At 71.6% G+C, this 11321-nt stretch carries 15 protein-coding genes and 1 pseudogene; 9 read left to right on the plus strand and 7 right to left on the minus strand.

What is annotated here, in order from left to right; translation table 11 throughout:
* Nucleotides 1-73 precede the first annotated feature (73 nt).
* On the plus strand, nucleotides 74-280 hold the full coding sequence (locus AB0310_RS15885; RefSeq protein ID WP_025105563.1) for a hypothetical protein: 207 nt from the start codon (nucleotides 74-76) through the stop codon (nucleotides 278-280).
* Between the two features lie 24 nt (nucleotides 281-304).
* On the opposite strand, the gene AB0310_RS15890 is transcribed toward AB0310_RS15885, so the two are convergent.
* Genes AB0310_RS15890 through AB0310_RS15900 form a run of 3 tightly spaced genes read right to left on the minus strand, consistent with a single transcriptional unit; the run spans nucleotide 305 to nucleotide 1734 of the window.
* On the minus strand, nucleotides 305-907 hold the full coding sequence (locus AB0310_RS15890; protein WP_187662039.1) for a GNAT family N-acetyltransferase: 603 nt from the start codon (nucleotides 905-907) through the stop codon (nucleotides 305-307).
* 38 nt (nucleotides 908-945) lie between these two features.
* Nucleotides 946-1338 carry an ImmA/IrrE family metallo-endopeptidase gene (locus AB0310_RS15895; RefSeq protein ID WP_259951447.1) on the minus strand — a complete coding sequence of 131 codons (393 nt, stop codon included), beginning with the start codon at nucleotides 1336-1338 and terminating at the stop codon, nucleotides 946-948.
* A gap of 24 nt (nucleotides 1339-1362) precedes the next feature.
* Nucleotides 1363-1734, minus strand: coding sequence for a helix-turn-helix domain-containing protein (locus AB0310_RS15900; RefSeq protein WP_232089061.1), 372 nt, complete (start codon nucleotides 1732-1734; stop codon nucleotides 1363-1365).
* Between the two features lie 94 nt (nucleotides 1735-1828).
* Between AB0310_RS15900 and AB0310_RS15905 the strand changes: the two genes are divergently transcribed.
* From AB0310_RS15905 to AB0310_RS15930, 6 genes and pseudogenes are all read left to right on the plus strand, one after another.
* Entirely contained in the window at nucleotides 1829-2047 is a 219-nt protein-coding gene (locus AB0310_RS15905) for a helix-turn-helix domain-containing protein (RefSeq protein ID WP_366237607.1), read from the plus strand.
* Nucleotides 2048-2100: 53 nt separating this feature from the next.
* A pseudogene (locus tag AB0310_RS15910) lies at nucleotides 2101-3027 on the plus strand (aldo/keto reductase); the annotation flags it as partial.
* A 78-nt stretch (nucleotides 3028-3105) separates the two neighbouring features.
* Complete coding sequence (locus tag AB0310_RS15915) at nucleotides 3106-3456, plus strand: PLDc N-terminal domain-containing protein (protein ID WP_366237694.1); 351 nt, start codon at nucleotides 3106-3108, stop codon at nucleotides 3454-3456.
* Between the two features lie 33 nt (nucleotides 3457-3489).
* Nucleotides 3490-4434 carry a DUF1214 domain-containing protein gene (locus AB0310_RS15920; RefSeq protein ID WP_259951451.1) on the plus strand — a complete coding sequence of 315 codons (945 nt, stop codon included), beginning with the start codon at nucleotides 3490-3492 and terminating at the stop codon, nucleotides 4432-4434.
* Between the two features lie 33 nt (nucleotides 4435-4467).
* Entirely contained in the window at nucleotides 4468-5010 is a 543-nt protein-coding gene (locus AB0310_RS15925; protein WP_259951452.1) for a VOC family protein, read from the plus strand.
* On the plus strand, nucleotides 5000-5803 hold the full coding sequence (locus AB0310_RS15930) for a MerR family transcriptional regulator (RefSeq protein WP_259951453.1): 804 nt from the start codon (nucleotides 5000-5002) through the stop codon (nucleotides 5801-5803). Before AB0310_RS15925 ends, AB0310_RS15930 begins: the two co-directional genes overlap by 11 nt.
* A 20-nt stretch (nucleotides 5804-5823) precedes the next feature.
* Here AB0310_RS15930 and AB0310_RS15935 read toward each other — a convergent pair whose 3' ends face one another.
* The 3 genes from AB0310_RS15935 to AB0310_RS15945 are packed head-to-tail and all read right to left on the minus strand — an operon-like array spanning nucleotide 5824 to nucleotide 8090.
* Nucleotides 5824-6810: an epimerase gene (locus AB0310_RS15935; protein ID WP_366237608.1), complete on the minus strand. Its 987-nt coding sequence runs from the start codon at nucleotides 6808-6810 to the stop codon at nucleotides 5824-5826.
* Entirely contained in the window at nucleotides 6807-7439 is a 633-nt protein-coding gene (locus AB0310_RS15940; RefSeq protein WP_259951455.1) for a DUF4166 domain-containing protein, read from the minus strand. The genes AB0310_RS15935 and AB0310_RS15940 overlap by 4 nt, the downstream gene beginning before the upstream one ends.
* Before the next feature lie 9 nt (nucleotides 7440-7448).
* Complete coding sequence (locus AB0310_RS15945; protein ID WP_259951456.1) at nucleotides 7449-8090, minus strand: TetR/AcrR family transcriptional regulator; 642 nt, start codon at nucleotides 8088-8090, stop codon at nucleotides 7449-7451.
* A 104-nt stretch (nucleotides 8091-8194) separates the two neighbouring features.
* On the opposite strand from AB0310_RS15945, the gene AB0310_RS15950 reads away from it, so the two are divergent.
* The gene (locus AB0310_RS15950) at nucleotides 8195-9001 is read left to right on the plus strand and encodes a sugar phosphate isomerase/epimerase family protein (RefSeq protein WP_366237609.1); all 807 of its coding nucleotides are present in this window, start codon (nucleotides 8195-8197) and stop codon (nucleotides 8999-9001) included.
* Nucleotides 9001-10137, plus strand: a complete 1137-nt coding sequence (locus AB0310_RS15955) for a Gfo/Idh/MocA family protein (RefSeq protein ID WP_187662027.1) — start codon at nucleotides 9001-9003, stop codon at nucleotides 10135-10137. Before AB0310_RS15950 ends, AB0310_RS15955 begins: the two co-directional genes overlap by 1 nt.
* Here the strand turns inward: AB0310_RS15955 and AB0310_RS15960 are convergent.
* The gene (locus tag AB0310_RS15960; RefSeq protein ID WP_366237610.1) at nucleotides 10089-11306 is read right to left on the minus strand and encodes an ROK family transcriptional regulator; all 1218 of its coding nucleotides are present in this window, start codon (nucleotides 11304-11306) and stop codon (nucleotides 10089-10091) included. The genes AB0310_RS15955 and AB0310_RS15960 overlap by 49 nt on opposite strands.
* Nucleotides 11307-11321 lie beyond the last annotated feature (15 nt).

The raw sequence follows: 11321 nt of genomic DNA on the forward strand, positions 1-11321 counted from the left end.
GAGATCCGGGCGGCGGCACAGGGCCTTTCCGGGTCCGGGCTATCCTGGTAGAGCACCGACGACAGGAGATCCCGTGATCCTCAGCTTCCTCTTCTTCATGATCATGTTCCTCGGAGGCTTCTGGCTGCTGGGGATCGCGCACGAGATGCCGGACACGCTCGCCGCCCTCACCTTCGTCGGCGGCATACTGCTCGTCTCGCTGGCCCTCGGGTTCGCGATGCGTCAGCGCGGTTCCGCCACGCGTCGCTCCAAGAACTGGACCGGCAGCCCGACCGAGTGATCGCCGCGGGGCTGTGCCCCGCGCTCACCGTCGCCGGGCGAGCCTCGCTTCGAGGTTCGCCCGCACCGCCGGCCACTCCGGCTCGATGATGGAGTACTCCACGCTGTCCCGGAGCGCGCCGTTGCGGTAGCGGCTCATGGCCCGCATCACGCCGTCCTGCTTCGCGCCCAGTCGCTCGATCGCGGCGCGCGACTGGAAGTTCACCCACTGGGTCGTCAGCCCGACCCGGAAGACCCCGAGCGTCTCGAAGGCGTGGCGGAGGAGCAGTAGCTTCGATTCCGCGTTAGTACCCGTGCCGTGGGCGGACGGGCGGTTCCAGGTGTATCCGATGTGCAGCCGGGGGACGTCGGCGACGATGTCGTAGTACGAGGTGAGCCCCAGCACGCGACCGGCGGCGTCGAAGGCCGTGAACGGCACCATCTCGCCGGTGGCGACGAGGCCCAGGCGCCGGTCGACCTCGGCGGCGACTCCATCGGGTGCAGGAACAGAGGTGTACCAGGCCGTCTTCCACAGGTCGCCCTCGGTGACCGCTTCGACGAGCCCGTCGACGTGCGACCGGTCGAGAGGGCGGAGCTCGACGAGCTCACCGGTGAGAGTGACGGGGGCGGGGGCGACGTGGAAGGCCATGAGGTCATTCAACCAGCGTCGGGCGCTGCGCCCGGCCCTCAGGCGGGGACGGCCAGGTGCTCCCGGCTCAGCACGCGCTGGAACGCGAGGACGATCTCGATCGTCACGTCCAGCTCGAAGGCGAGGCTGGCCAGATGTGTGCCGCGCAGCTGCTCCGCCGCCGCGTAGGCCGCCGGCGTGATCAGGCGTCGCGCGGCCCACTCGTCGGCCTGCCGCTCCTGCCGAGCGCGAAAGGCGGGGTGCCGTGTGGGCACGTGGCCGAGGTGGGCGTGACCGAGTTCGTGGGCGAGCACGCTGCGGGCGGTGCGCCTGCTCATCCCCGGAGCGAGCCGGATCGTCCGGGTGGCGGGTTGGAAGCCGCCGGGTGTGGGCCCGGGTCGCTCGACCACGCGAAGCCCGAGGTCGTCGGCCAGACGGAGGAGCTGCTGCATGGGCCTCCGTCCGATCGGTGTCGTCTACTCGTAGAGGTCGTCGGTGTCCGTCTCGCCGGTGGATCCGGATTCGAAGGCGACCTCGCGGGCATTATCGCGTGGGGTGGCGACATCGGTGCGGCGCCGGAGGGGAGTGACGATCGCCGACGTGCCGTCGGCGGCCAGACGCTCCTCGGCCCGGGCGACGAGGATGTGCGGCTCGACTCCCAGCGTGGCGCACACCGCGTAGACGACGGGCACCGGGATCGCGCGCTTGCCGGTCACGTAGTTGTCCAGCGCGCTCCGGGCGATGCCCACGTCGCGTGCCATGGCGGCGATGCTGCTTCGTGCCGCCGCGATCTCCGCCCGCATCTGACGGCCGACCGCCTCGTTGAACTCCTCGGCTGGTGTCTTCATCCGGCTCACCTTAGCAGCGGGCCGAGAGCAGGATGCCGTCATATTGGTCTCTCGTGACCCGACGAGTGTCCGTGCGTGGCGGTACCGTAGGCGCATGGGGACAGAACTGCGTCATCTGGTGGCATCGGCGGTGGAGGCTGCGCGCCTGCACGCCGGAGTGTCGTTCATCGAGCTCTCGGAGCGGGCCGGAATCGCGCCGGCCGCGCTGACCGACCTTCTCGAAGAGCGCGCGGACTTCACGATGGAGGATCTGGCAGGGATCGCGACGGTCCTCGGCGTCCCCGTCACGTGGCTGCTTCCCTGCGCGCCGTAGACGATCCCCGCTCGCGCCTCGGACCGGGCGATGCGATGAAGTAGCGTGGGCGCATGAAGACCGTTTCCTTCGGATCGACGACCGCTCCGGCCCTGATCGCCGGGATGATGCGCATCGACAGCCTCGACGACGAGCAGATCCGCGACCTGTACGCGACCGCCCGCGACGCGGGCATCGACTTCTTCGACCACGCGGACATCTACGGCGGGCAGATGCACCGCTGCGAAGCGCGATTCGCCGATGCCCTCCAGCTCAGCGCCGCGGAGCGGGACGAGGTCGTGCTGCAGACCAAGTGTGGCATCGTGCCGGCGCAGGGCATGTTCGACTTCTCCTACGACCACATCATCGCGCAGGTCGAAGGCTCGCTCGCGGCCCTCCGCACGGACCGCATCGACGTGCTCCTGCTGCACCGGCCGGACGCCCTGGTCGAGCCGGACGAGGTGGCGCGCGCCTTCGATCATCTCGAGTCCTCGGGCAAGGTGCGGGCGTTCGGGGTGTCCAACCACACGCCCTCGCAGATCGAGCTGCTGAAGACCGCGGTGGGGCAGCCCCTGGTCGCGAACCAACTGCAGCTGTCCCTCACACACGCGCCGATCATCGCGCAGCCGGTGGCCGCGAACATGGCGGGCCACGACCAGAGCATCGGACGGGACGGCGGCGGCATCGTCGACTACTGCCGGATCCACGGCATCACCGTGCAGGCGTGGTCGCCGTACCAGAGCGGCTTCGGTGGCGGGGTCTTCCTCGGGCACCCGGACTACCCCGAGCTCAACGCCGTGATCGAGCGCCTGGCGGGGGTCCACGGAGTGACGCCGACGGCGATCGCCACCGCTTGGATCACCCGTCACCCCGCCGGGATGCAGGTGGTCCTCGGGACGACGACACCGCACCGCGTCCAGGAGGCCGCGGCCGGGGCGGATGTCGTGCTCACCCGGGCCGAGTGGTACGAGCTCTTCCGCGCCGCGGGGCACCTGCTGCCGCGATCCCTCCGCTCCGGCCCGCGCGTCGTCTACCCTGATCCCATGCCGTTCCTGTTCTCGCTCCTGGTCATCGCGCTGATGATCGGTGCACTGATCGACATCATCACGCGCGACGACTCGCAGGTGAAGTACCTGCCGAAGATGGTCTGGATCATCATCGTGATCCTCCTGCCGTTGATCGGCAGCGCGCTGTGGTTCGCGATCGGCCGGGAGTACGGGGAGGCCGGCGTCCCCCTCCCGCGGATGCGGCGAGCCGAGCGTCCGTCCGCCCCGACGGCCACCGTCGCACGGCCCGCGCCGTCGGTGGACACCCGTTCGACCGAGCAGCAGATCGCGGACCTCGACCGCGAGATCGAGGAGTGGCGGCTGCGCGAGGAGATCGAGAAGCGCCGTCGCGAACGCGGAGACGACGCCCTCCCGCAGTCCTAGCGATCGACCGCTCCGGGCTGTCAGGATGCCGTCATGAGCATCCTCGTGAACGTCGACAACTTCGCCCTCGCCGAGACACACCGCATGATGCGCGACCTCCAGAAGGAGGCCGGGGGTGTGGATCGGTTCCTGCACAACAGGGCTCCGGCCGCGATCGACCGGCAGACCGTGATCCGGCTGAACCGGGACACGCTCTACAGCTTCGCCGTCCTGGACATCAGCGAGGGAGCCGCCTTCACGATCCCGGAGCACGGCGACCGCTACCTCTCGGCGATGGTCGTCAACGAGCATCACTACGTGGATGCGATCTTCCACGAGGCGGGCGAGCACACCCTCACGACGGCGCAGTTCGGGACGCCGTACGTCGTGCTCGCGGTGCGCATCCTTGTCGACCCCACCGACCCGACCGATGTGGCGGCGGTGACCGCCCTCCAGGACCGCATCGCCCTGCGCAGCGGGGCGGCCACGCCGTTCGCCATGCCGGACTACGACACCGTCAGCCTCGACGAGACCCGCCGGGCGCTGCTCGCGTTGGCCCGGAACCTCCGGGGCTTCGACCGCATGTTCGGCAGCGCGGACGAGGTCGACCCGGTGCGGCACCTCATCGGCACGGCGGCGGGCTGGGGAGGGCTTCCCTCGTCCGAGGCGAGCTACATCGGCGTCGACCCGCGTCTGCCGGTGGGGCGGTACGAGCTCACGGTCGGCGAGGTCCCCGTCGACGGCTTCTGGTCGATCTCGGTGTACAACGCGGACGGCTTCTTCGAGCCGAACGATCGCGACGCCTACACGATCAACGACATCACCGGCGTCCGCAACGACGACGGCACGCTCACCGTCCGCTTCGGCGACCACCCGGAAGGCCTGCCGAACGTCCTGCCGATCACGGAGGGCTGGAACTACCTGGTCCGGCTCTATCGCCCCCGTCCCGAGGTGCTCGACGGAAGCTGGACGTTCCCGACGCTCCAGGAATCGGCTTGACCCTGACGCGGCGTGAGGGGCGACCGTGGAGTCATGACTGATCACTACAACGCCTTCGAGATGAGCCCGGTGCCGACGCCCGGGCCCGACACGGTCGCACCGGAGCTGTTCCGGGGCATCTACGGGATGCCCGCTTTCATCACCGTCCCCACGACGGATCTCGCCGCCTCGGTCGAGTTCTGGACGCGGGGCCTGGGGTTCTTCGAGCTCTTCGGGGTGCCGGGGCGGATCGTCCACCTCCGGCGGTGGGCCTTCCAGGACGTGCTGCTCGTGCCGGCGGAGACTGAACAGGAAGCCGTGCCGGACTTGCGGGTCAGTTTCGCGTGCGTGCTCGGCCAGATCGACCCGCTCGTCGAGGCCTGCCGGGCGTGGGATCCCGGCGCCGTCGGGGAGCCGATCGACACGCCCTGGAACACGCGGGATGTGGAGATCGTGACCCCTGAGAAGGTGCGTGTCGTCTTCACGGCGGCGAAGCCCTACGAGCCGGGGAGCGTCGAGGCGGCCACCCTCGCGCAGATGGGTATCCGTCCGCCCGCGGACCCGGCGGACAGCGGAGGAGGAGCGGATGCCGGATGACAGCGGCACCGCGGACCTGACCGTCGGTCGGGCCGCGGCGCTCGCCGGAGTGACGGTGCGGACGCTGCATCACTGGGACGACATCGGCCTGGCTCGCCCGTCCGCGCGTTCGTCGGCGGGATACAGGGTGTACACGGACGTCGATCAGGAGCGCCTGCGGCGGATCGTCGTCTATCGAGAGCTCGGTCTCGGTCTCGACGCGATCCGTCGGCTGCTGGACGATCCGGCCACGGACATCCTCACCGCGCTGCGCACGCAGCAGGGGGAACTCGCGGCCCGGATCGCACGTCTGACCGCTCTGCAGGCCGATCTGGAGCGGATGGTGTCCGCCCACGAGCGCGGTCTGATGCTGAGCGAGGGCGAACAACGCGCAGTCTTCGGGCCGGACTGGAACCCGGCCTGGCCTCTCGATGCGCGCCGTCGCTGGGGCGACACGGTGCAGTGGCAGCAGTACGCGGAGCGATCCGCCGCGCGTGATGCGGGGGAATGGCAGGCCGTCGCGGACGCGATGCGGGAGGTGGAGTCGGCCCTCGCGACGGCGATGGATGCCGGTGCGGCTCCGGGGACGGCGGACGCCGACGCGCTCGTCGAGCGGCACCGCGCGGTCTTCTCGGCCTACTTCCCGCTGACCAGGGAGATGCAGGTCATCCTCGGCCGGCTGTTCACCACGGACCCCGGCTACGCGGCGCACTACGACGGCATCCGCCCGGGGCTGGCGGAGTGGTTCCGGCGCAGCATCGAGGCCGAGGCCCGGCGTCACGGCGTCGACCCGGAGTCCGCGACCTGGCGGTGACCCCGCTCCGCCCGTCGGGATCAGGCCGCGCGCGGTCCGGAGCTCAGGTCGGCGACGGCGAACGAGGCGCGGACGGCCTCTTCCAGGTCGGGGTAGCGGAAGGTGAAGCCGGCGGCGGTGAGCTTCTCGGGCAGGACCCAGCGGCTCTTCAACACGAGCTCGGTCTCGGTGCGGATGCCGATCGCGCCGAGCTCGAGCATCCAGCGCGGCATCGGCGGGCCGACCTTCGCCCCCAGCACCCGGCGCACCGTGGCCATGAAGGCGGCGTTGTCGACGGGGTGCGGCGAAGCGGCGTTGACCGGGCCCTCCAGCGCCGGGGTCTCCTCGAGGAACTCGATGATGCGCGCCACATCCTCGATGTGGATCCAGCTGAAGCGCTGCCGACCGCGACGGGCGCCGGGGAGGTGTGCGGTCCCGGCGGCCCGGCGCGCGGGGCCGGCCGGCCAGAACCCGTCGTACTGCGGGCCGCCGAGGCCCAGTCGGGCGAGCGTGCGGAGCGGTTCCAGCACGCCGCCGTCGCCGAGGACGATGGCGCTGCGGAGAGCCACGCGACGGGTGCCGGGCAGGGCGTCGGCGAAGAGCGCGCGCTCCCACGCCTTGGCGACCTCGACCGAGAAGCCGGTGCCGATCTCGCCGGATGACTCCGTCATCGGCCGGTCCTCGGCATGTCGGTAGATGGTGGCCGTGGAGGAGTTGACCCACAGCGGCGGCGGAGTGGCGGCGCGGGAGATCGCGCGGCTCAGGGCTGCGGTCGTGTCCAGTCGGGAGCGGAAGATCTCGGCCCGGTTGCGCGGCGTGTACCGGCAGTTCACGCTCTTGCCCGCGAGGCCGATCACGAGGGACGACCCATCGACGGCGGCATCGATGCCGCCCTGGTCGCCCCAGGACAGGTCGCTGCCGGAGCGGGAGATCGTGACGACCTCGCGCCCGGCATCCCGCAGGCGTGCAGCGAGATACCGTCCCATGAAGCCCGTCGCTCCGCCGATGACCACCCGGTCCGTGCTCATGCGTCGTCGTCCTTCCGATCCGGTTCCAGGATGTAGCTGAAGTCGCCGCGGTATTCGTAGAGGCGCCCGAGGAGCGGCGCATCCACGGTCAGCCGCACGCGCTGCCGCTCGGCCTCCTCGTCCCAGCGCTCGACGAGCCGGACGACAGGGGCCACGACCCGCGGGATGCGGAGCCGGAAGCGCCCGACGCGGATGCCCACCGCGCGACTCGTCAGGTGCAGGGCGCCGGCACGGGGCTCCACGTCGAAGCAGGCCACGACCAGGCCGGGCTCGCCGAGCTCGTCGACGATGCGGCCGTGCCTGGTCGGGGCCACGGCATCGCGCATCACCCACGGCCCGCCCGCGAATCGGAAGGTGCGCTCGGCGATCGCCCGGGAGGCGATGGTGCGGTTCTCGATGCGGAACGGCACGTCGCGCTCCCAGCGGGCGGCGATCACCCCGCGCCGTTCGAGCCGGCGGAGCAGGGGCCAGAGGGCCCGGCGGGGCGTGCCGACGCGCTGGAACGTCCCTTCGCCGACGCCGACCATCCCGTCGGGGACCGCCTGGAAGTAGGCCCGCAGCCGGGGGTGCAGCTCGGTGAGACGCGCGCCGAGAGCCCTCGCGTACGGGGACTGCGGCACGGGCGTCACGCTTCGAGCCTAGCCCGCGGAGGACCCCTCCCGGCCCGCGTCGTCGGTCGGGCGGAGCAAGCGGTCGAGGAGGGCGAGGGCCTCATGCTGCGGAGCGGTGTCGTCCAGGAGCCACTGCGTCTGCAGGCCGTCCGAGGCGGCGACGACGAGGGCGGCGACCGCGAGCGGATCGACGTCCGTACGGATGCTTCCGTCCTTCTGCTGCTCCCGGACCGTCTCGGCGATGTCGGCCCGCAGGCGGGCGAAGCGCTCGGTCGCGAACCTGCGGGCGGCGGGGTGGCCCTCCTCGAGAGCGCTGGCGACGAGCGTGGAGTAGAGCTGCACCAGACCGGGCACCTCGCGGTTGGCCCTGGCCGACCGGATCATGCCCTCGACGGGGTTCGCGGGTTCCGGGTCGGTCTTCCGTTCCGGCGCGTTGCTCTCGACGTAGACCGCGACGAGCAGCTCCTCCAGCGACCCGAAGTAGTGGGTGAGGGCGGCATGCGTCACCCCCACCGCCTTCGCGATCGCCCGCAGGCTCGTGCGGTCGGCGCCCCGGGCCGCGAACACCTCGATCGCGCGGTCCAGGATCTCCTGGCGCCGCGCGACGCCCTTGGCGTAGGCGCCGCGCGGGCGCGGGCGTTCGGAGTCCTCGGAGGGTGCGGGGGGCATGGCCCGAGTCTATCGGCAGAAAACTTCCATGTGGAGGTATTCGGTGCTAGCGTGCCTCCGGGGCGCGATGCCCGCCTGTCACCGACGACCGAGGAGCACGACCGATGACGATCCAGACCTCTCTCCAGCTGTTCACGATCCGCGAGCAGTTGGAGGCCGACCTTGAGGGCACGCTCACCGCCGTCGCGGCGCGCGGATTCAGCGCGGTCGAGCCCTACGACTTCGTCCGCCGGGCGGAGGCGATGGCGGCCGCGGTGTCGGCCGCTGGACTGACGGCGCCGTCGGGGCATGCGTTCCTCGCGACCCCGACCTTCGTGCGCCCGGACGGTTCCGGTACCACGGCCCCCGTGCCTTCACCCGCGGAGGTCTTCGCGGCCGCGAAGGCGCTCGGCATGGACACGGTGATCGATCCGTACACCGAGCCCGCTCGCTGGGAACAGGTCGATCAGATCGTCGAGACCGCCCGGCTGCTCAACGAGGCGGCGGAGATCGGCGCCGAGGCCGGCGTCCGGGTCGGCTACCACAACCACGCGCATGAGCTGGAGGCGGTGTTCGACGGGGTGACCGGGCTCGAGGTCCTCGCGGAGCACCTCGATGAGCGCGTCGTGCTGGAGGTCGACCTGTACTGGGTGGCCCGCGGCGGTGTCGACCCGGTGACCCTCGTGGAGCGTCTCGGCGAGCGCGTGATCGCCGTGCACGCGAAGGACGGCACCCTCGACCCCGCGCTGCTGGACGCCTACCCGCCCGCGGATCAGGTGCCCGCGGGCGCCGGGGCGGTGCCGCTCCGGGAGGCCATCGCCGCCGCGCCGGCGCTCGAACTCGCCATCGTCGAGTTCGACCACTACGACGGCGATCTGTTCGACGCCATCGAGCGCAGCCGGGTCTTCCTCGACGCCGAGGCGGCGCGCTGATGGTGCGCGGCGGCGACGTCGTCGGCGTCGGCCTCATCGGCGCGGGCAACATCAGCGACCAGTATCTGCAGAACCTCACGCGCTTCCCGGACGTGGAGGTGCGGGCGATCGGCGACCTCGTCGAGGAGCGTGCACGCGCGCAGGCCGCGGCGTACGGGGTGCCGCGAGCCGGGGGCGTCGAGGTGGTGCTCGATGATCCCGACATCGACATCGTCGTGAACCTCACGATCCCCGCCGCGCACGTCGCCGTCTCGGAGGCGATCGTCGCCGCGGGGAAGCACGTGTGGACGGAGAAGCCGCTCGGCGTGGACCGCGAGGAGGCGCGAGGCCTGCTGGAGGCGGCCGCGGCGGCCGGACTCCGCGTCGGCGTCGCGCCGGACACCGTCCTCGGTCCCGGCGTGCAGACCGCGAAGCGTGCCATCGCCCGCGGCGACATCGGCCGCCCGCTGTTCGGCCAGACGACCTTCCAGTGGCAGGGGCCGGAGATCTTCCACCCGAACCCCGCGTTCCTCTACGCGAAGGGGGCGGGGCCGCTCCTCGACATGGGGCCGTACTACGTCTCGACCCTCGTGCACGTCTTCGGGCCGGTCGCCGCGGTCGCCGCCCTCGGGCTGCAGGGATCGCCGACCCGCCGGGTACAGGTCGGCGATCGCGCCGGGGAGGAGTTCCCGGTCGAGATCCCGTCCACGCTCAGCGTCCTGATGGACTTCGAGGGTGGCGGACAGGCGCAGAGCCTCTACAGCACGGACTCGCCGCTGGTGCGGCAGGGGATCGTGGAGATCACGGGGACCGAGGGCACCCTGGTCATCCCCGACCCGAACACGTTCGGCGGGCCGATCACGATCACCCGGCCGCTGTCCCGACACTTCGTGCCGCCGGAGCCGGTGGTGCAGGAGGTCATCGACGTCGTGCCGGAAGGCGTGCTCGCGGGGCGCGGGCTCGGGCTGCTCGACATGGCGCGCGCGATCGCCGAGGGCCGACCGCACGTCGCCACCGGCGAGTTCGGGTACCACGTGCTCGACACCCTGCTCTCGATCGAGGAGGCTGCGGCGCGGCGCACCTTCGTGGAGGTCGCGAGCACGCTGGATCAGGTGGGCGCGCTGCCCGCCGACTTCGATCCCTTCGCGGCGACGTAGCGGTCGACGTTCGCGGGGGAGAGCACCTCGCGGGCGACCATGATCGCCGCCCCCAGCACCGCCGCGCGGTCACCTGCCTGCGACTGCACGATCGCAAGGTGCTGGGTGGCGAGCGGGATCGAGCGGCGGTAGACGACCTCGCGGACCCCGGCGAGCAGATGCTCGCCGGCGCGGGCGATGCTGCCGCCGAGCACGATGATCGACGGGTTCAGCAGGTTCACGACCGTCGCGAGCACCTCGCCGACGTCGCGGCCGGCCTGACGGGTGGCCTCGATGGCTGCCGCATTGCCGGCGCGGACGAGGCCGACGACGTCGGAGGCAGTGTGCACGTCATGCCCCTCGGCGCGCAGCGCGACGGCGAGGGCCGACCCGCTCGCGAGGGCTTCGAGATCCCGTTCATCGCCCGGCTGCCGCGCCGAGCCCGCGCTCATCGGCACCTGGACGTGGCCCATGTCGCCCGCCGACCCCTGGGCACCGCGCTGGAGCTGCCCGCCGGCGATGATCCCTGCGCCGATGCCCGTCGACACCTTCACGAACACGAGGTCGTCCACCCGGGGCCAGCTCGTGGCCTGCTCGCCGAGGGCGAGGATGTTCACGTCGTTGTCGACGAGGACCGGCACGTCGAACGTGCGCTGCACGTAGCCCGGGACGTCGAACCGGTCCCAGCCCGGCATGATCGGCGGGTTCGTCGGGCGCCCCGTGGAGTGCTCGACGGGGCCGGGGACGCCGATGCCCACGCCCACGAGGGGGAGGCCGCCGGCGGTCGCCTCGAGCAGGGCGCTGCCCTCCGCGAGGATCGCGTCCAGCAGGGCCTCCGGCCCATCGCCGATGTCGATCGCGCGCGTGCGTGCGTCCAGAATCACGCCGGCGAGGTCGGCCACGGCGACGGTCGCGTGGGTGGCTCCGAGGTCGACGGCCAGGACGAGCCCGGCGCGCGGGTTGAACGCCACGCGGGCGGGAGGACGACCTCCGGTCGACACCGCTTCACCGGCGGGGCGCAGGAGGTCGGCGGCCAGCAGAGCATCGACCCGGGAGGCGACGGTGGAGCGGGCCAGTCCGGTGAGGGCGGCGAGCTCCGCCTTGGTGCGGGCGTGCCCGTCGCGGAGGATCTGGAAGATCTCGCCGGTCCCGGGGGAGGGCGTCGCAAGCGGTCTCAGCACGTCAACCATGGCGTCAGTAAAGCA

The organism is Microbacterium meiriae (assembly GCF_040702565.1).
In the GTDB taxonomy this organism is placed as follows: Bacteria; Actinomycetota; Actinomycetes; order Actinomycetales; family Microbacteriaceae; genus Microbacterium; species Microbacterium meiriae.